The sequence below is a fragment of the uncultured Erythrobacter sp. genome, assembly GCF_947492365.1.
Classification (GTDB): Bacteria; Pseudomonadota; Alphaproteobacteria; order Sphingomonadales; family Sphingomonadaceae; genus Erythrobacter.
Genome location: NZ_CANLMB010000002.1, coordinates 55,906 through 74,871 on the forward strand (window position 1 = coordinate 55,906; position 18,966 = coordinate 74,871).

Sequence of the window (18,966 nt, forward strand, 5' to 3'; positions counted from 1 at the left end):
ACCTATCGGCCCGAACATGCCCCCAACGCCATTCACAGTTTCGGGAGGGACAAGCATGGGCGAGCAGCCGGAAATCAACCTGTTCGACGCGGAGCTGCAACAATGCCCGTATGATGCCTATAAGCAGCTGCGCGACGAAGCGCCGGTCTACAATATTCCCGGCACCGATATGTGGGTTGTCTCGCGTTACGAGCATGTGCGCGAGGTGCTGATGGACCCGCAGCGCTTCCCTTCCTCCGCCGCCGACAGCCAGTTCCGTGCGAGTGCGGGAGACATGGAGCGCGCGCAGATGGTGATGGCGCGCTTCAAGGAGAAAGGCTGGCTGCCCGCGCCGACCCTCAACGGGCGCGATGACCCGAACCACAAGCAGATGCGCGCCATGTTCAATCAGGCGTTCAAGCCGTCGAAGATCAAAGAGATCGACCCCGAGGTCCAAGGCCTCGCTTACGAGCTGATCGACGGCTTTCTGGAGGACGGGCATTGCGAGTGGGTCAAACAGTTCTGCGTGCCGCTGCCACTCTTCATCATTGGCGAGCAGATGGGAGCCAAGCGCGAGGATATGTGGCGGATCAAGCGCTGGACCGATGCCTTCTTCCAGCGCATCTCGCTGATGCTGCCCGCCGACAAACACATGGAAATGGTCGACCGCGAGATCGAGGCGCAGCATTACTTTCAGCCCATATTCGAGCGGCTGCGCGACAATCCCGATGACAGCCTGATCAGCGTGCTGGTCAACACCGTGATCGAGGAATGGGGCCGCCCGCTCACCGATAATGAGCTGCACGCCGAAATGATGGCGGATACGTTCGTGGGCGGCTCGGAAACCACCACCAACGCGCTCGCAGCAGGGATGAAGCTGCTGATCGAGAACAAGGATGTGTGGCGCCAGCTCAAAAGCGATCCGGGTAAATATATGAAGACCTTTGTCGAGGAGGTCGTGCGGCTCGAAAGCCCGGTCCAGTCGCTGATGCGATTTGTGAACGAGGAAACCGAACTGGCCGGGGTGGCGATCCCGAAAGGCGCGATGATCAATGTCCGCTTCGCCGCAGCCAATCGCGACGAGCGCGTGTTCGAATGCCCTGAGAAACTCGATCTCGACCGGCCCAAAGCAGGCGCTCATATGGGGTTCGGCTCAGGGACGCATCACTGCCTCGGCGCGCCGCTGGCAAGGCGCGAGCTGATCTGGGGGTTCACCGCCGTGGTCGACCGGTTCGAGGATATGTGGTTTGCCGAAGGGAAGAACGACTTCGAATATCATCCGCACTTTCTGCTGCGCTCGCTCAAGGAGCTGCACATCGAGTTTGAGCCCTGCAAAGTCTGACTTTCTACTCCGCTCGTGCTGAGCTTGTCGAAGCACCGCACTTCTTCATAGCACCGTGTCAGGAAGCGAAGGACAACCCTTCGACAAGCTCAGGGTGAGCGGTTTTCAACCATTCGCCCGCGCGGCGCTGCGTCCCGCAACATAGCCAAAAGTCAGCGCGGGGCCGAGCGTCCCGCCTGCACCTGCATAGATCCCGCCGGTCGGGCAGGCGATGGCATTGCCTGCACCGTAAAGCCCCGCAATCGGCTCGCCATCATGGCCAAGAATGCGCGCATGGCCATCGGTGCGCGCGCCGCCATTGGTGCCGAGCAGACCCATGCGGATCTCGACCGCGTAGAAGGGCGCGCGCGCGACTTCGCCAAGCGTGACAGCGGTGCCTTCGCGCGAGCGGTCGCCGTAGAAATGGTCATAGGCGCTGGTGCCGCGTTCGAAATCGGGATCGTGGCCTGCCGCGGCGTGCCGGTTGAAGCGGGCGACTGTCCCCGACAGAGCTTCGGCTGGCAGGTCCAGCTTTCCGGCCAGCTCCTCCAGCGTGTCCGCCCGCGCCACCCAGTCCTGCACCGGCTGCCCCGGCAGGCGCGGGCCGATGGGATAGCGCTCGACGTAATTTGCGTCGAAAATCAGCCATGCGGGCAGGTTGGGATAGTCGTAGCTTTGCGGATCAAACTGGTGGAACGCTCCCGCCAGCGCAGAGTAATTCGCGGCCTCATTGCAGAAGCGCTCGCCTGAGCGGTTCACCATCAGCGAATGCGGGACGGTCCGCTCGATCAGAACCGGCGCGGCGCGTTGCTCGCCATCTGGCCACGGATTATCCGGGATCACCAATGTCGGCGCCCACCACCCTTGCGTCATATTGCCGAGCTTCGCCCCGCTTTGCATCGCGAGTTTCAACCCCCCGCCGCGTGCAGTGGGAGGGCTGGCGGGCGCGTCCATCGGACCGCGTAGGAAGGTCTGGCGCATGTCCTCGTCCCACTCGAACCCGCCGGTCGTGATGATGACGCCCGAGCTCGCCGACAGCGAAAAACCTTCGCCGTCCCGCGTTCCTTCGACGCCGGTCACACGGCCCCCATCGCGCACCAACCGCTCGATATCGACATTCAGCACCGGTTCGATCCCGCGTGTCAGGCACGCTTTGAGCAGCCGCGCGACCATCGCCTGACCGAAGCCGCGCTCATTATTCGCCATGCGCCGGCCCAGCTCCTCCGGCTCGACCACGCCGCTGCCGCCGCCCAAAGGCGTCTCGCGCAGCATCATCGGCTTGGGCTCTTCGATTGCGGTAATGCGCGCGGCCCATTCGCCAAGCTCGCCGAGCGCGAACAGGTCGTGGTCGAGCGCGCGGCCTCCTTCGGGCTTGGCCCCCGGGCGGTCGAGGTAATAATCGGGATAGCCATCGAGCAACGCGACCTTCAGCGCGCCCGCATCTTCCAGAAATGCGAGCGCTTCGGCACCCGAGTCGACAAACGCCTCCAGCGTCTCGTCAACCAGATCGCCGTGATCGAGGCTGCGGAAATAGGCGAGCGCTTCGTCGCGGCTGTCGGCCATGCCAGCGGCGCGCTGGCGCGGATTGTCGGCCACCCAGATCACCCCGCCGGATACCGCGCCGGTCCCGCCCACACGGTCGAACTTTTCAAGGATGGTGACCCGCGCGCCCGCTTCGTAGGCGGCCAGCGCGGCGGTCATGCCAGCAGGGCCGCAGCCGAGGATGATGATGTCGGTTTCGCTCATCTGCGCATTAGCGCCTGCCAGCGACCTCCAAGCAATTGCTCATTTTGGCAAGGTGCGCTGCTGCCGCTCTCCCGCTAGGCAGGACATCAAAGGAGAGACGGCCATGAAACTCGAAGGCAAAGTCGCAGCGATTACCGGCGGCACGGCAGGATTGGGACGCGGGATCGCGGAGGCCTTCCTCGCCGAAGGAGCTAAAGTCGCCCTGTTCGCGCGCAACGCCGAGAAAGGCGCACGCGTCATCGAGGAATTGCATGTCGGCCGTCAAGGTGCCGAACGCGCGATCTTCGTTGCCGGAGACGTCATGCAGCAGGCCGATGTCGAAGGGTTCATCGACCAGACCATCGACCATTTCGGCACACTCGACATCCTCGTCAACAATGCGGGCGGTGCGGGCGATTTGCAGCCGCTGGTGCAGCTGTCCGACGAAGCCTTTGACGAGGCGATGAAGTGGAATGTCTATTCAACCTTCTGGGCCTGCCGCCGCGCGCTGCCGGAAATGCTCAAGAAAGGCGACGGGCGGATCATCAATATGAGTTCAATGGAGGGCAAGCACGGCAAGCCGGTCTTCACCGCCTACACCGCCGCCAAGCACGCAGTGAACGGCCTCACCAAGAGCCTCGCACGCGAAGTCGGCGAAGCGGGGGTGACAGTCAATTCGATCTGCCCCGGCCTCGTCGTCACCGACATTATCAAGAATAATGGCCCCGCCACTGCTGAGGCGATGGGCATGGAATTTGACGATATGATCGCGATGTTCGCCTCCGAAGCCGCGATCAAACGCCCCAATACGGTCGAGGAAATCGCCGCGATGGCGCTATTGCTGGCGAGCAAGGAAGGCGCAGGGATCACCGGCGCGATGCTGAGCGTGGATGGCGGCACGGCTCAATTCTAACCGGGTCTGGCCTATTCTGACCACGCGGCAAAGGCGCGCTCTAGGCCGTACCACTATCTCATCATACAATGACGTTGACTTTGACCGGAAGGTAGAGAAGTAATTGCGATATGTACTCCCTTAACGCTTATCGGAATCTGGGCCGGGTAGTGCTTGGTTTCGATGGAGAAATGACGCAGAATCCGGCGCACTTCTTTAGCGAGTTTTCCGCGGCAGCAAACGATGCACGACTTGGCCGCGACGATTGGGATCTGCTGATCGATTTTTCGCAAACCCCGGTTATGCCGCAGGACCGCGCGCAGAACACTGCGCGGATTTTCGCATGGTGTCTCGACAATGCAATTCGCAAGATCGCAGTTGTGACCGCCAATACGACCCAGCGGATGCAAATGCGCCGGGTAACTGAGCGAAGCGAGAAACTGGCATTTTTTGATTCGTCACATGAAGCCGAAACCTGGCTATCCGAATGAACCCGATCCTGCTTGCGGCTTCGTCTGTTTCCCTATTCGCCGCTAAGGTCGTCTTTAGTCAATCTATGTCAAACTAGGTGATATGTATTTCTTTGCCAGCGATCCGAGCAAGCATCGCGTCGAAATCACGTTCGACGGTGATTTTGTGCGAGAACATGACGCGTTCGATGCCCAGCTTCAGATGGCCGCGTTTCAAGTCCGGATGCCTGACGGCTCATTCGACTGCCTGATCGACCTCAGCAAGGCGCCCGTAGCTCCGCAAGAAGTCGCCGCCCGAGGCGGTGACGCGATCCATTGGGCGATCCGCAACGGCCTGCGCAAAGCGGCGTTTGTAACCGGCTCAACCACGGCGCGGATGCAGATGCGCCGGTTAGCCCAGCGCCATGAGAAGGTCGAATATTTCGCCGATCTGGCCGAGGCGCAGCACTGGCTCGAGACTTGAACCTTATTCCTGCATCTTAGCCATCGCTGCGCCCACGGCAGCCTCGATATCCGTCGCCTGCGGATTGCCGCGCAATGTGAGCCCGCCATTGGGCTGGATATTCTGGCCGGTGACAAAAGCATGATCGCCGCACAGCCATAGACAGGCCTGCGCCACATCGTCGGACGTGTTGAGCCGCCCGAGCGGATATTTGGGCATGAACGCATCGACCAGACCCGGCGTCTGGAACGCGCCCGCCGTCATCGGGCTTTCGGTAAAGGCGGGTGAGACGGAATTGGCGCGAATGCCGAGATGGCCGAAATCATTGGCGACGCATTCCACCATCGCCTCGCCTGCGCGCTTGGTGCCTATGTAAGCCGCGTGATTGTTGATCAGCGCCTTGGTAGTGGCCGAGGATAGCGCAATGATCGATCCGCCGGTCGGCGCTTGCTCGCTCATCACTTTGACAAAGGCTTGCAGGAAGTGGTGCGTGCCTTTGAATTGCAGATCGGTGATCGCGTCGAGATCTTGCTGGCTCGTTTCAAGCAGGTTGGAAAGCAGGCCCCAACCCACGCAATTGATGGCGGCGTCGACGCGGCCATATTCGCCGCGCGCCTTGTCTGCCATCGCGTGGACCTGTTCGTGGCTCGTAATGTCGCACAGCGCATAAGTCCCGCCGATCTCCCCTGCAATTTGCGCGAGCGGCTCTTCTTTGCGGCCCGCGACCATCACCTTTGCGCCTTCGCTGGCGAACAGCCGCGCGATGACCTGCCCCATATTGCCGCTGCTCGCCGCGCCTAGAATGACTGCGCTCTTGCCTTCGAGTTGTCCCATGGAAGTTCTCCTGTGTTGGCATGGACCTAACACGGCTCGCACCGTTCCTACCCTTCACAAAAGTGTCCATTGTCGCATCGGCCCCACGCTCCGATAGCGATGCACAAAGGAGAGCTGCAAATGTTCACAGGACCAATTGAGGATCGCCTTGCGATTCGCGAGCTGCACGAAACCTATGGCGACGGCGTTGTCCGTTTCGACAAGGAAACCTGGGGCTCGGTCTGGGCTGATGATGCCGACTGGGACTTTATGGGCATGGAGCTGAAAGGGCGCGAGGCAATCGTTGAAGTCTGGCTCGGCGCGATGGCGAATTTCGATGCGGTCAGCTTTCAATGCGTGCCAGCCTCGATAGAGGTCGATGGGACACGCGCCACATCGCGGTGCCAGACTCAGGAAGTCCTCAAAGGCAAGGACGGCTCGACCCGGATGCTCGGGGGACTCTACACCGATGAGCTAGAAAAACGTGATGGCAGCTGGGTCTACACCAAGCGCGCTTTTCAAGTGATCGCCGAATACAACCCGCCCGCAGAATGATTGACGGAGAAAAATACCCATGGCCAAAGTCGTAATCGCAGCGCAAATTGACCTCGACCCCGCCCAGCGCGAGGAAGCGCTGCGCAGCGCCAAGCCCCATATCGATGCCGCGCTCGCGCAGGACGGGTGCAACCACTACGAATGGAGCGCGGATGGCAACAATCCCGCCCGCGTCAATGTGTTCGAGGAATGGGAAAGCGAGGAAGCGCTCGCCTACCACTTTGCCAATGATGCCTATGCGGGCATGCGCGACCATATCGGCACATTCGGCCTGAACGGCGCGGCCAGCAAGAAGTATCGCGTCGAAGCCGAAGCTCCGGTTTACAATGCCGAAGGTCAGGCAACCGAAAGCTTCGACTAGGGGCTTTTGCCCGCGCTTTTGACAGCTACAGTTTCAGCATCTGTTTGCCGCGATTCTGTCCGGTAAACAGCCGCTGGAGCGTGTCGGGCGCATTCTCGAAGCCGTGCTGGATATCTTCCTGATATTTCAGGCGACCATCTTCGACGAAGCCCTCTAGCCGCTTGCGGATGCCGGGAAATTCACCCGCCCAGTCAAGCACGATGAAGCCTGCCATGCTTCCGCGCCGGAAGACGAGGTTGAAATAGTTCTCCGGCCCAGCGGGCAGATTGCCCGTCTCGTAACGGCTGATCCCGCCGCAGATCACCACGCGTGCACCGGTGGCGATGCAGGCGAGCATGTCGTTGAGGATCGCGCCGCCGACATTGTCGTAGATCACGTCCACGCCCTTGGGGCACAGCTCGCGGATCTGCTGCTTCACATTGCCTGCCTTGTAGTCGATCGCGGCGTCATAGCCCGCTTCCTCGACCAGCCATTTGCACTTGTCCGGACCGCCAGCGATCCCGACCGCGCGGCATCCCGCGATCTTGGCGAGCTGGCCGACAATACTCCCCGTCGCGCCTGCCGCGCCTGATACCAGCACAGTGTCGCCCGCCACCGGCTTGCCCACTTTGAACAGCCCGCAATAGGCCGTCATGCCCGTGGTGCCCAAGACCGATAGAACGGCGGTGGGCGAAAGGTCGGTTTCGACCTTGGTCAGCTCCTTGCCGTCATGGACGACATATTCGCTCCAACCGGTGGAGCCGAAGACGAAGTCGCCCACCGCGAAACGTCCGCCATTGCTCTCGACCACTTCACAAATGCCGCTGCCGCGCATCACATCGCCGATATTCATCGGGGCGACGTAATCGGCGATATTCTCCATCCAGCCTTTCTGCGCAGGGTCAAAGCCGAGATAGCGTGTCGCCAGCACCATCTCACCCGGACCAGCGTCGGGCAGCTGGGTTTCGACCAGTTTGAAATCATCCTCGACAATGCCGCGCCCCCGCGGATGTCCGTTCAAAAGCCATTGGCGGGTGGTGGTGGGCATCGGAATTCTCCTCTTGTCGCGTCCCTAATGGGCATCTGCCGCCCGCGCCTCCACGCATAAAAGTGTCAGTCGCTGCGCTGTGTGCCTCTGGTATCCTCCTCAATGAGGAGAACACCTATGGGCGTCGAGACACACAAGACATTCTGCCGTTTCTGCCATGCGAACTGCGCGATGGAAGTGGATGTCGAAGTCACTGATCAGGGGCGCAAAGTGGTGGAGGTGCGCGGCGATCCCGACGACCCGGCCTATGGCGGCTACACCTGCATGAAAGGGCGCGAACTGCCCGATTCGCACAATGCCGAGCACCGGCTACATCACAGCCTCGTGCGCGGCGAGGATGGCGAGTTTCGCGAGATGGCGATGGGTGAAACGCTTGAGCATGTGGCGTCCGAACTGCGCCGGATTATCGACAAGCACGGCCCGCATTCGGTCGCGGTGTTCATGGGCTCGGGCGGCTTCCAGAACAGCTCCGCCATGGCCGCCTCGCTCAGCTTCGCGCAGGCCATTGGCAGCCGCAATTTCTACACTTCGGTTACGCTCGACCAGCCGGCCAAGGTCTTCACCACCATGCGTTATGGCAAATGGATGGCGGGGCCGAATACGTTTTCGGAGAGCGATGTCGCCTTCTTCATCGGCAACAATCCGATCGTCTCGCATTATGCGCCTGTGGGCGGGGTTCCGCCCTTCAGCCCTTCACGCCGCATCCGCGACCGGCAGGCAGAAGGCATGAAGTTGATCGTCGCCGATCCGCGCGAAAGCGATGTGGCGCGGCTTGCCGATATCTATCTGCCAGTGAAGCCGGGCGAAGACCCCGCGCTGCTCGCCGGGATGCTCAACGTCATTATCGAAGAGGGGCTTTACGACCGCAATTTCGTCTCAGCCCATGTCGACGGGTTTGACGCGCTTGCGGAGGCGGTGAAGCCGATGACGCCCGAAGTCGCGGCTGAGCGTGCGGGTGTCGAGGCCGACCAGCTCATCGCCGCCGCGCGGCTGTTTGCAGGCGGCTCAAAAGGTTGCGCTGTCACCGGCACTGGTCCTGAAATGGCTGGCAATGGGACGCTCACCGAATATCTGGTTGTCTGCCTCAACACGATCTGCGCGCGCTTCAAGCAAGAGGGCGAAAAAGCCGCGATTCCCGGTGTCTTCACCACACCGCAAGGCCCGCGCCGTGCGCAGGTCGCTCCGCCCGTGCCGATGTTCGGCGCCGAAGGCATGCCCACATCGCGCTTTCGCGGGCTGGGGCACCTCGGCTGGGAGATGCCATGCAACGTCCTCGCCGATGAAATCCTTACGCCCGGCGAAGGTCAGGTGCGCGCGCTGATCTCGGTCGGCGGCAATCCGGTTGTCGGCTTCCCCGACCAGGTGAAAATGGCCCGCGCGCTCGATGATCTCGACATGTTCGTCCAGATCGATCCGTGGATGAGCGCCAGTGCCAAGCGTGCCGATGTCGTGCTCGCCCCGTCACAGTGCCTTGAACGCGAGGACATCACCAACCTTTCCGAATGGTGGCACGAAACGCCCTATGCGCGCTATGTCGAGGCGGTGGCGACCCCGCCGGGCGACGTGATCGACGAATATGAAATGTTCTGGACGCTAGCCAACCATCTGGGCGTAACCATGCAGCTTGCCGGTGGCCCGCTGCCGATGGATCGCAAACCGACGAAGGAAGAATTCCTCGACCTGATGACCGCCGGTTGCCTCGTTCCGCCCAGTCAGGTGCGCAAGGATGTGGCCAAGGCAGACGGCGATGCGGTGGTTTACGATCACCTCCATCCCGATGTGGAGCCGGTCGAGGAAAGCGAGTTTCACCGCTTCGACCTTGCCGTGGACGCAATGCCTGCAGAGATTACGCGCTATGCTGGCAACGCGCCGGTGCGCGAGGGTTTCGACTTCAAACTCATCAGCCGCCGCTCGAAAACGCGTTTCAACTCGATCGGGCATCCGCTCAAGAAGTTGCAGGAAAAGACCACCACCAACCCCGCCTATATCCATCCCGAGGATATTACCGCACTCGGACTTGAGGAAGGCGGCATTGTCGCGATCACCTCTCCCCATGCGACCATTCACGGCGTCGTGAAAGCGAGCGACAAGGTCAGACGCGGCCTCGTGTCGATGGCGCATGCTTACGGCGATGTTGACGCGACCAAGGAGGACGTGCGCGAGCGGGGCTCATCAACCAACCGGCTGACCAGCGAGGTGGTCGATTACGACCCGATCACCGGCCAAAGCCTGCAAAGCGCGATCCCTGTAAAACTGGTCGCGGCCTGATGCCCATTCTCACAATGCGAAGGACTTTCCATGCCCGATAACCGGCGCTTCCTCCTCCAGCGTCGCCCCGATGGCGAGCCGGTTCCCGAAGACTTCGAGCTCGTCACCGAGCCGGCACCCGAGCTGGCCGAGGGGCAGTTCCTGATCCGCAACCACTACGCCTCGCTCGATCCGGCGATGCGCGGGTGGATGGACGCGGGCGGGAATTACATGCCCCCGGTGCCGCTGGGCACCGCGATGCGCGCCAGCACAATCGGCGTGGTCGAGGAAAGCCGCGCTGACGGGTTCGAGGAAGGCCAATGGGTCATGGGCCTCAACGCGCTGGAGGATTATTCGGTCGGCGAAGTGGGCGGGTTCACCCAGCCGATCGACCCGGACCTTGTGCCTAAGATCACCAATTACCTCTCGATCTTCGGCGCAGTCGGCATGACCGCCTATTTCGGCTTCCTCGAAGTGTGCGAGCCGAAAGAGGGTGAAACTGTGCTGGTTTCGGGAGCAGCGGGCGCGGTTGGCTCGCTCGTCGGGCAACTTGCCAAGATCCACGGCTGCCGCGCAGTTGGCATTGCCGGCGGTCCGGAGAAATGTGCGCGTTTGACCGAGAAATACGGCTTCGACGCGGCCATCGACTATCGCGGGAAGGACGAAGCCGCACTCACCAAAGCCATCGCCGAAGCTGCGCCGAACGGCGTGGACGTTATCTTCGAGAATGTCGGCGGGGCGATCCTCGATGCGGGGTTAATGAACCTCAACCTGTACGCGCGCGTCGGGCTGTGCGGGCTTATCAGCGAATACAACACCGAGGCCGTCGGCGCGCGCAATCTGTGGAACCTCATTGTGACCCGCTCCTCGATCCGCGGCCTGCTGGTGATGGATTTCGTCGAGCGCTTCGGCGAAGGCGCGGCCAAGATGGGCGAATGGGCGGCTGCCGGAAAGCTCGCAATCGACGAGCATGTCGATGAGGGGCTGGAAGGCGCTTATGACAGCTTCATGCGCCTGTTTGCAGGAACCAATGACGGCAAGATGATCCTCAAGATCGCCGAATGAGCAAGTCGCTGCTCGTCCTTTCGGGAGGCCATCCTTACGAGGCCGAACCGTTCGAGCAGCTGATCCATTCGCTTGGCGATTGGGACGTCACGCATCTGGTCCATCCGGAAGCCGAAGAGGCGGTCGGCGAGGGCGCGGCCAAAGATGCCGACGCACTGCTGTTCTATGACATGGGCGGCTACATCTTTGCCGATGACTGGGTGACGTCACGCCCGCCATCCGAAGCCTATCGCCGCGCGATTATCGACCGCTTTGCCAGCGGGCGCGGGGCGGTGGCGATGCATCATGCGCTCGCCGGATGGGCGGACTGGCCCGAGTGGCATGACATGCTGGGCGGGCGCTTTCTCTACACGCCCGGCAAAGTGCGCGGGGCACCCTCTCCCGACTCAGGTTATCGCCATGACGTCGACTATACCGCGCAGGTGGTTGCCGATCACCCCGTCACCGCCGGACTTCCCGCCGAGTTCCCCATGTGCGACGAGCTCTATCTCGCCCATGTGTTCGAGGATGACGTCACGCCGCTGATCCGCTCCAGCCACACCTTCACACGCGACAATTTCTACTCCGCCACGCTCGCCATTTCGGGCACGCTCTATTCGAACGAGGGCTGGGAGCATCCCGATGGCAGCAACCTCGTCGCGTGGCACAAGCAGGTTGGAGCCGCCCCGTTGGTCTATCTCCAGTTCGGCGATACACCCGAAACCTATGCCAACCCGCATATGCGCAAAGCGCTATCCAACGCCCTTCATTTCATTGCCGGAGAGACGCCATGACACCGATTGAAACGATAGAAGCCTTCATCGCCGCTTGGGACGAATATGATCTGGAGAAGATCTACTCCTTCATGGCCGACGATATCGAGTGGACCGATCTGCCGCTTTCGACCGTCAATGGGATCGACCAAGTGCGCGCCAAGATGGATAAGTTTCCCGGCGTCGAGGCCTGCGGTTTCGACACTCACCACATCGCCGCCAATGGCAATGTGGTGCTGACCGAGCGCACCGACTGGTTCGAGATGAAGGGCAGGAAGCGCGTGATCCGCGTGATGGGCACATTCGAGCTCAACGATGAAGGCAAGATTCAGCGCTGGCGCGATTACTTCGACAGCGCCGAATTTGTGCGCGAGTTCGGCGATCTGGCCGAAGGGTAAAGCGCTCTCGAAAGCGTTAGCGCCCTAACACATTCGCGCATCGCTTCGCGCCCACGGCTGCGGCTAGGCTTACACCCGTAATTTCCAAGGGATCGGAGCCCTCCAGATGAACAAGCCCGAAGCGATCAAGGACACCAGCGTCTTCGCACCCGAAACGCTGCTCGATCCGTTCGACTATTACCGCGCAATCCACGATGCCGGGATCACGATCGAGCATCTGCCCGAGATGAACACTTACGTCGTCTACAGCTACGACCTGTGCAACGAGGCGAACGGCAAACCCGAAGTGTTCTCGAACGACTTCACCGTATTGATGGGCGCCGAAGATGAGGAGATTCAGGAGATCCTCAAGGACGGCTGGGACAACCCGCCCACGCTCCTTACCGCCGATGCGCCGGTCCACACCCGCAATCGCAAGCTCGTCAATCTCGCATTCTCCGCCCCGCGCGTGAACGCGATCGAGGCCGATATGCGCGCCAAGTCGATCGAGTTGATCAAGACGTTGGAACAAAAGGGCGAGGCGGAATTTGTCGAGGAGTTTGCGATCCCGCTGCCGGTTGCGATGATCGCGCAGCAGATCGGGCTGGATAACGATCCCAAACAGGTCAAGGCATGGTCCGACGCTGCTGTCGACCGTTTCAGCCAGATGGTCAGCCGCGAACGCCAGCTTGAATGCGCGCGCGCCTTTGTCGAATACCAGAAATATATGAAGGGCAAGATCGAGGATCGCCGCGCAAATGGCGGCGATGATCTGCTCACCGATCTGGTCGAAGCGCGAGTCGAAGGGGAAACCCCGCTCACCGATGAAGAGATCATGTCGATCATGCAGCAATTCATGGTCGCGGGGAACGAGACGACGACCTCGACAATCGCTGGCGGACTGCTCCAGTTGATCCGCAATCCCGACCAGATGGCCAAGGCCAAGGCTGCTGCCGGTGGGCGCGATCCCAAGCTGATCGGCAACCTCGTCGAAGAGGCGCTGCGATACGAAACGCCCACGGCGGGCATGTGGCGGATCGTCAAGGAAGACACCGAGCTGGGCGGCCAAGCCATTCCGGCGGGCGCGGTGGTGCAGCTGCGCTATGCCGCAGCCAATCGCGATCCGAAGAAGTTCGAGAATCCGGACAAGTTCGATATCGAACGCAAGAATGCCCGCGCGCATCAGGCGTTTGGCAAGGGGCCGCATATGTGCGTCGGCAATATGCTCAGCCGCAAGGAAATGCTGGTCGCTTTTGACGAGCTGCTTGAACGACTCGACAATTTCGAAGTTGCCGATGAGGACGGGATCAAGGTGCTTCCCAACATCCTGCTGCGCGGGGTGATCCGCCTGCCGATCACATTCTCCAAGGCAGGGTAAGAGAGCGCCATGAACTTCGATCTTTCCGAAGAGCAGGAACTGTTCCGCAGCTCGGTCGAGCGCTTTTGTGCGCCTATCGATGTCGAAGCGCGGCGCAGATTGCGCCTTTCGCCGACCGGATATGACCGCAACCGCTGGAGCCAGCTTGCCGAATTGGGCCTGATCGCGCTCGCCGCGCCTGAAGAGGCTGGCGGCATGGGCGGTTCGAATGTCGATCTGGCGCTGGTCGCAGAGGCTCTCGGCAAGGCCAATTCGCCTGACCCGCTGCTCGAGCACGGCGTGCTGCCTGCCCTGCTTTTGGCGCGCGGGGGAGCCGGCGACACGGTGGAATCGGTGCTGAGCGGCGAGAGCATCGTCAGCCTCGCATGGGCCGAACGCGCGCAACGCTATAACCTCGCGCCTGCGCATATGAAGGCAGAGAGCACCGGCGAAGGCTTTGTGCTCACCGGCGAGAAAACATTCGTCATGGGCGCGCTGCTGGCTGACATGTTCATCGTCACCGCCGATCTGGGCGGCGAAACCGGGTGCTTCCTAGTCCCTGCCGATGCCGAAGGCGTCGAAACGCGCGCCTACCGACTTGCAGATGGCAGTATTGCGGGTGAGCTGAAGCTGACGCAGGTCAGGCTCGATGCAGCCGCAAGGCTCGACCTCGACCACACCGCGCTCGAAGCCATTGTCGCCAATGCCCGCCTGCTCGCTGCCGCCGAAATGGTAGGTCTGGGCCAGCGCCTGCTCGACGACACGCTCCAATATGTGAAGGAACGCGAGCAGTTCGGCGTTGCCATCGGTTCGTTCCAGGCGCTCCAGCACCGTCTGGTCGACGCCTATGCCAAGGTCGAGCAATGCCGCTCGATGCTCTACCGTGCCGCGCTCGCCGACCCGTCGCACAGCGCAGAATGGCATCGCGCCACCGCCGGAGCGAAGGCTTTCATCGGCGAGAATGTCGATGCGGTCGCGCGCGAGGCAGTGCAGATGCATGGCGGCATGGGGGTCACCGACGAGCTTGGCATCGGCCATGCGATGAAGCGCGTGATGGTGCTCGCACGGCTGTTCGGCGACACCGACACCGTGCTCGGCGAATATGCAGCTGCGGCCTGAGGGGAACTGAGATGGGACAGAAAATCGACCCCGCTCTTTGGAGCGACGATTCAAAGCCGCATTTGATGGGCGGCAGGCTGCCCTCGGGCGAGATCGTCTTCCCGATGCCGCAAGGCGATGCGGCGAAAGATGTCGAGCCTTACAAGCTCTCGCGCACCGGCACGCTCTGGTCGTGGACCACGCAGGGATTTTTGCCAAAGGAGCCCTATGAAGGCCCCGGTTCCGGCCCCGGCGAAGGCCCGCCCGATTTCCAGCCATTCCTGCTCGGCTATGTCGAATTGCCCGGCGAGGTGATTGTCGAAAGCCGGATCGTCGGAGCGCGGCTCGAAGACCTGTCGCTGGGTATGCCGATGGAGTTCTGCATCGTGCCGTTCAACACCGAACATGACACTTTCGCCTTCCGACCAGCCGCCGCGCAGGAGCAAGCCGCATGAGAGAACCAGTCTATATCATCGGCGCGGGCATCCACCCTTTTGGCCGGACTGACGAACGTTCGGGCCGCGAACAGGGCGTTTTCGCTGTGCGCCAGGCGCTTGCGGATGCAGGGCTCGACTGGGCCGATATGGAATGCGCCTATGGCGGCAGCGCGGCTGCGGGCAATGCCGATATCATGGTCAACGAGCTGGGCCTGACTTCGCTGCCCTTCACCAATGTCGCCAATGGCTGCGCGACCGGCGGCAGCGCGCTGGTTGCCGCACAGCAGGCAATTGCGAGCGGGATGTATGATCTCGCGCTCGCGGTCGGCTTCGACAAGCATCCGCGCGGGGCCTTCAACGCCAAGCCTGCCGATTACGGCCTGCCCGAATGGTACGGCCAGACCGGCATGATGCTGACAACGCAATTCTTCGCGCTCAAGATCCAGCGCTATATGCAATTGCACGGGATCAGCCGGACCACGCTGGGCCGTGTCGCGCAAAAGGCATTCCGCAACGGCGCCAAGACCCCGCATGCCTGGCGGCGCAGCGAGATTGATCTCGAAACGATCATGAACGCGCCGATGATCAACGATCCGCTGACAAAGTTCATGTTCTGCTCGCCCGCAGAAGGCGGCGTCGCGCTGATCCTGGCGAGCGAGAAGAAGGCGCGCGAGATGGGCGCGCTCGACAACAATGCCAGCGTGAAAATCTCCAACATCGCCGTGCGGACCCGTCCGCCTGACTCGTTCGAGGTGTTCCAAGCCGGTGTCAGCGTGAAGGAAGGCGGCAAGCCCACCGTGCTCGCTTCCAAAGCGGCATTCGAAGGCGCAGGGATCGGCCCTGACGAGATCGAAGTCGCGCAATTGCAGGACACCGAAAGCGGCGCGGAGATCATGCACATGGCCGAAAACGGTTTCTGCAAGGATGGCGAGCAGGAAGAATGGCTCGCCAATGGCTGGTCCGAGCAAGGCGGCAAACTGCCGATCAACACCGATGGCGGGTGCCTCGCTTGCGGGGAGCCGATTGGCGCTTCGGGTCTCAGACAGGTTTACGAAAATGTCGAACAGCTGCGCGGGCGCGCGGGCGAACGGCAGGTGCCGGGCCGTGACGGTTCAGGGCCCAAGACCGGCTACAGCCACGTCTATGGCGCGCCGGGCCTTTCGGCAGTGGCAATTCTGGAGCGATAAATGGGCAAGATGAGCAATAAAGTCGCGCTGGTCACAGGCGGCGCGGAAGGGATCGGAGCCAATGTTGGCCGGATGATCGTTGCAGAGGGCGGCAAGGTGCTGCTGTGCGACGTCCAGATCGACAAGGCGCAGGCGCTGGCCGAAGAGCTGGGCGAGAATGCAGCCGCGTTCGAACTCGACGTGCGCGATCTTGGCCAATGGCAAAAGGCGGTGCGCGCGGTTCACGAGCATTTCGGCAAATTGAACGTGCTGTGCAACATCGCAGGCATCTCCGAACCCGGCAACGTTGTCGATGTTGATCTCGACAGCTGGCGGCGCACCATCGAGATCAATCTCGAAGGGCCGTTCTATGGCTGCCGCGCCGCGATCCCCGCGATGGAAGCCAGCGGAGAGCCTTGCGCCATCGTCAATATCGGATCGATGATCGCAATCCGTCCGGCTGCCTTTGTCGCTGCCTATAGTGCTTCCAAAGCGGGTTTGGTTGGCCTTACCCGTTCCATCGCGCTCGATTGCGCCGAACGCGGCCTGCCGATCCGCGCCAACATGGTCCATCCCGGCGCGATCCGCACGCCGATGTATGAGCGCTACAAATTCTCAGGCATGGACGAGCCGGAGAATATTGAGCGCGACTTTGCCGCCACCCACCCGATGAACCGCATCGGCGAACCCGACGAAGTGGCCAAGGCAGTCGTCTTCCTCGCCAGCGACGAAGCAAGTTTCACCACCGGCTGCGACTTCACTGTTGACGGCGGCGGAAGCATCAGGAGCTGATTTTGACCAAGGTACATTCCCACTCGCGGACAACCCCGATGGGCGCAATCGCCGCCGCCGCTGGACACGTCGACGGCGGCGGAAGCATCAGGAGCTAGGGCGATGGCAGAACAACCGGCACAACGCATTGACGCGCATTTCATCGCGGCGGGCAAGTATCACGATATCGACTATCCGCGCCTTGAAGTGCTCAAGCTGCTGGCCGAGCATCCGCATATCCGCACAACGGTTGGCTGCGACTATTCGGGGCTGGAGCGGCTCGACCAGTGCCGCTTCCTCATAACCTATACTTGCGACCTGATGCCGAGTGAGGAACAGGCCAAACAGCTGCGCAGCTGGCTCGAGGCGGGCGGCAAATGGCTCGCGCTCCACGGCACCAATTCGATCCTCGTCTTCACCGAAGACGGTCTGGTCGATGCGCCGGAAAACCGCCCCGACGTCTTCGACATGCTCGGCACCCAGTTCAAGGCGCACCCGCCGATCGGCCAGTTCGAAGTCGAGGTCGTCAACAAGGACCACGAACTCACGCGCGGGATCGAGGATTTCGAGGTCGTAGACGAGCTCTATCTCTCCAAGACCACCGCCGAGATCGACACTTTGATGCAGACCACGTTCGAAGGCGAAGCCACCGGCTTTGTCGAGGGCCAGTGGGAGAAGACCGCCGTGCCGATCCTTTACACAAGAGACATCGGCAAGGGGCGGATCGTCTACAACACGCTGGGCCATTGCCGCGGGCACTATGACCTGCCCGGAATGCAGGATTTTTACCCGCACAAGGAAATGTGCGCGTGGAACTATGATGTGTATTACGACATGCTCCGCCGCAGCATCGGCTGGGCGATGAGAGAGGGTGAATAAGTATGGACATGACCTTCTCACCCGAAGACCTCGCCTTTCGCGAAGAGGTGCGCACATTTCTCGCCGAGAAACTGCCCGACCGGCTGCGCGACGGCGCGCGGCGCACACCTGGCGTGTTTGTCGAGCCTGACATCGGCCTCGAATGGCATCGCACGCTCAATGAGCGCGGCTGGGTCGCGCCGCATTGGCCCAAGGAAGATGGCGGCACAGGCTGGACGCCGGTGCAGAAATTCATCTTTGAAAAGGAATGCGCGCTGGCGGGGGCGCCCGCGCTCTCGATCCTCGGCCTGCGCCTCGTCGGCCCGGTGATCTGCGCTTTCGGCACGCCTGAACAGAAAGAGCGATTCCTCCCGCGCATCCTCAATGCCGAGGATTACTGGTGTCAGGGTTATTCGGAGCCGGGATCAGGCTCCGATCTTGCCTCGCTCAAAACCGCCGCGCGGCGTGAGGGCGACGAATATGTCGTCAACGGCTCCAAGATCTGGACCACCCACGCGCATCACGCCAACTGGATCTTCGCGCTCGTGCGCACCGACAATTCGGGCAAGAAGCAGGCGGGCATCACCTTCCTGCTGCTGCCGATGGATCAGGACGGGATCGAAGTCAGCCCGATCCATTCGATGTCGGGCGATCACGAGGTCAATCAGGTCTTTTTCAGCGACGCGCGCACGCCGGTTGAGAACCGTATCGGCGAAGAAGGCGCAGGCTGGACGATTGCCAAATTTCTGCTCGAAAACGAGCGCGGCGGATCGTGCTTTGCCCCGCGCCTGCTCCAGAGCATCGAGAAATTGCAGGAGCTGGCCCAAACGCAGCCTTCGGGTGTCAACGGCGCGATTGCGCATGATCCGCGCTTCCGCGACCGGCTGGCGCGCGCGCGGCTGGAGGCAGAAGCGCTCGAGTTCACCGAGCTGCGCATTCTCGCCGAACTGGCAAAGGGCCGCGCGCCCGGTCCGCAGACCTCGCTGGTGAAGATGCTGGGGTCGAATATCGGGCAGGAGATCGACACGCTCCGGCTCGAACTGCTCGGCACCGATGCGCTGCAATTGCCGCTCGAACGTCCGCTCTACGGCAACGAAGCGCCCGAACCGGTCGGCAGCGAAATGGCCCAGACCGCGATGGGCCGCTACCTCAACAACCGCGCCGCGACGATCTTTGGCGGGTCGGACGAGGTGCAGAAGAACATTATCGCAAAGACTGTTCTGGGTCTTTGACCCAGAGCCGCCTGCGCTCCC

20 protein-coding genes are annotated in these 18,966 nt (G+C 61.7%); 17 read left to right on the forward strand and 3 right to left on the reverse strand.

Features of this window, described 5'->3' with window-relative positions; all coding sequences use genetic code 11:
- Window positions 1-55: 55 nt before the first annotated feature.
- Window positions 56-1,321 (forward strand): cytochrome P450, encoded by a 1,266-nt coding sequence (locus tag Q0887_RS11505; protein ID WP_299195494.1) that lies wholly within the window; start codon window positions 56-58, stop codon window positions 1,319-1,321.
- Window positions 1,322-1,426: 105 nt separating this feature from the next.
- Here the strand turns inward: Q0887_RS11505 and Q0887_RS11510 are convergent, their stop codons facing one another.
- A complete protein-coding gene (locus Q0887_RS11510; RefSeq protein WP_299195496.1) occupies window positions 1,427-3,046 on the reverse strand; it encodes an FAD-dependent oxidoreductase in 1,620 nt (539 codons plus the stop codon).
- 103 nt (window positions 3,047-3,149) lie between these two features.
- On the opposite strand from Q0887_RS11510, the gene Q0887_RS11515 reads away from it, so the two are divergent.
- The 3 genes from Q0887_RS11515 (at window position 3,150) to Q0887_RS11525 (ending at window position 4,850) form a co-directional block, all read left to right on the forward strand.
- The gene (locus Q0887_RS11515; RefSeq protein ID WP_299195498.1) at window positions 3,150-3,938 is read left to right on the forward strand and encodes an SDR family NAD(P)-dependent oxidoreductase; all 789 of its coding nucleotides are present in this window, start codon (window positions 3,150-3,152) and stop codon (window positions 3,936-3,938) included.
- A gap of 170 nt (window positions 3,939-4,108) precedes the next feature.
- Window positions 4,109-4,408, forward strand: coding sequence for a hypothetical protein (locus Q0887_RS11520; protein WP_299195499.1), 300 nt, complete (start codon window positions 4,109-4,111; stop codon window positions 4,406-4,408).
- Window positions 4,409-4,490: 82 nt separating this feature from the next.
- On the forward strand, window positions 4,491-4,850 hold the full coding sequence (locus Q0887_RS11525; protein WP_299195501.1) for an STAS/SEC14 domain-containing protein: 360 nt from the start codon (window positions 4,491-4,493) through the stop codon (window positions 4,848-4,850).
- Between the two features lie 3 nt (window positions 4,851-4,853).
- Here the strand turns inward: Q0887_RS11525 and Q0887_RS11530 are convergent, their stop codons facing one another.
- Window positions 4,854-5,663: an SDR family oxidoreductase gene (locus Q0887_RS11530; RefSeq protein WP_299195503.1), complete on the reverse strand. Its 810-nt coding sequence runs from the start codon at window positions 5,661-5,663 to the stop codon at window positions 4,854-4,856.
- 120 nt (window positions 5,664-5,783) lie between these two features.
- Here Q0887_RS11530 and Q0887_RS11535 point away from each other — a divergent pair, with 120 nt between their 5' ends.
- Together Q0887_RS11535 and Q0887_RS11540 are read left to right on the forward strand one after the other, a co-directional pair.
- Window positions 5,784-6,197, forward strand: coding sequence for a nuclear transport factor 2 family protein (locus tag Q0887_RS11535; protein WP_299195505.1), 414 nt, complete (start codon window positions 5,784-5,786; stop codon window positions 6,195-6,197).
- 19 nt (window positions 6,198-6,216) lie between these two features.
- Complete coding sequence (locus Q0887_RS11540) at window positions 6,217-6,558, forward strand: putative quinol monooxygenase (protein WP_299195507.1); 342 nt, start codon at window positions 6,217-6,219, stop codon at window positions 6,556-6,558.
- 25 nt (window positions 6,559-6,583) lie between these two features.
- Here the strand turns inward: Q0887_RS11540 and Q0887_RS11545 are convergent, their stop codons facing one another.
- Complete coding sequence (locus Q0887_RS11545) at window positions 6,584-7,585, reverse strand: NADP-dependent oxidoreductase (protein WP_299195509.1); 1,002 nt, start codon at window positions 7,583-7,585, stop codon at window positions 6,584-6,586.
- A 117-nt stretch (window positions 7,586-7,702) separates the two neighbouring features.
- Between Q0887_RS11545 and Q0887_RS11550 the strand changes: the two genes are divergently transcribed.
- The 11 genes from Q0887_RS11550 to Q0887_RS11600 all read left to right on the forward strand — a co-directional run bounded on the left by Q0887_RS11550 (window position 7,703) and on the right by Q0887_RS11600 (window position 18,945).
- The gene (locus Q0887_RS11550) at window positions 7,703-9,853 is read left to right on the forward strand and encodes a molybdopterin-dependent oxidoreductase (RefSeq protein WP_299195511.1); all 2,151 of its coding nucleotides are present in this window, start codon (window positions 7,703-7,705) and stop codon (window positions 9,851-9,853) included.
- A gap of 30 nt (window positions 9,854-9,883) precedes the next feature.
- Window positions 9,884-10,897 (forward strand): NADP-dependent oxidoreductase, encoded by a 1,014-nt coding sequence (locus tag Q0887_RS11555; RefSeq protein ID WP_299195513.1) that lies wholly within the window; start codon window positions 9,884-9,886, stop codon window positions 10,895-10,897.
- On the forward strand, window positions 10,894-11,670 hold the full coding sequence (locus Q0887_RS11560; protein ID WP_299195515.1) for a ThuA domain-containing protein: 777 nt from the start codon (window positions 10,894-10,896) through the stop codon (window positions 11,668-11,670). The genes Q0887_RS11555 and Q0887_RS11560 overlap by 4 nt, the downstream gene beginning before the upstream one ends.
- Window positions 11,667-12,047, forward strand: coding sequence for a limonene-1,2-epoxide hydrolase family protein (locus Q0887_RS11565; protein ID WP_299195517.1), 381 nt, complete (start codon window positions 11,667-11,669; stop codon window positions 12,045-12,047). Before Q0887_RS11560 ends, Q0887_RS11565 begins: the two co-directional genes overlap by 4 nt.
- 106 nt (window positions 12,048-12,153) lie before the next feature.
- Entirely contained in the window at window positions 12,154-13,404 is a 1,251-nt protein-coding gene (locus Q0887_RS11570) for a cytochrome P450 (protein ID WP_299195519.1), read from the forward strand.
- A gap of 9 nt (window positions 13,405-13,413) precedes the next feature.
- Window positions 13,414-14,502, forward strand: coding sequence for an acyl-CoA dehydrogenase family protein (locus tag Q0887_RS11575; protein WP_299195521.1), 1,089 nt, complete (start codon window positions 13,414-13,416; stop codon window positions 14,500-14,502).
- Window positions 14,503-14,513: 11 nt separating this feature from the next.
- The gene (locus tag Q0887_RS11580; protein WP_299195523.1) at window positions 14,514-14,936 is read left to right on the forward strand and encodes an OB-fold domain-containing protein; all 423 of its coding nucleotides are present in this window, start codon (window positions 14,514-14,516) and stop codon (window positions 14,934-14,936) included.
- On the forward strand, window positions 14,933-16,105 hold the full coding sequence (locus Q0887_RS11585; RefSeq protein ID WP_299195525.1) for a thiolase family protein: 1,173 nt from the start codon (window positions 14,933-14,935) through the stop codon (window positions 16,103-16,105). The genes Q0887_RS11580 and Q0887_RS11585 overlap by 4 nt, the downstream gene beginning before the upstream one ends.
- Window positions 16,106-16,114: 9 nt before the next feature.
- A complete protein-coding gene (locus tag Q0887_RS11590; protein WP_299195527.1) occupies window positions 16,115-16,876 on the forward strand; it encodes a glucose 1-dehydrogenase in 762 nt (253 codons plus the stop codon).
- A gap of 102 nt (window positions 16,877-16,978) precedes the next feature.
- Window positions 16,979-17,734: a ThuA domain-containing protein gene (locus tag Q0887_RS11595; RefSeq protein ID WP_299195529.1), complete on the forward strand. Its 756-nt coding sequence runs from the start codon at window positions 16,979-16,981 to the stop codon at window positions 17,732-17,734.
- A 2-nt stretch (window positions 17,735-17,736) separates the two neighbouring features.
- Window positions 17,737-18,945, forward strand: a complete 1,209-nt coding sequence (locus Q0887_RS11600; protein ID WP_299195531.1) for an acyl-CoA dehydrogenase family protein — start codon at window positions 17,737-17,739, stop codon at window positions 18,943-18,945.
- Window positions 18,946-18,966 lie beyond the last annotated feature (21 nt).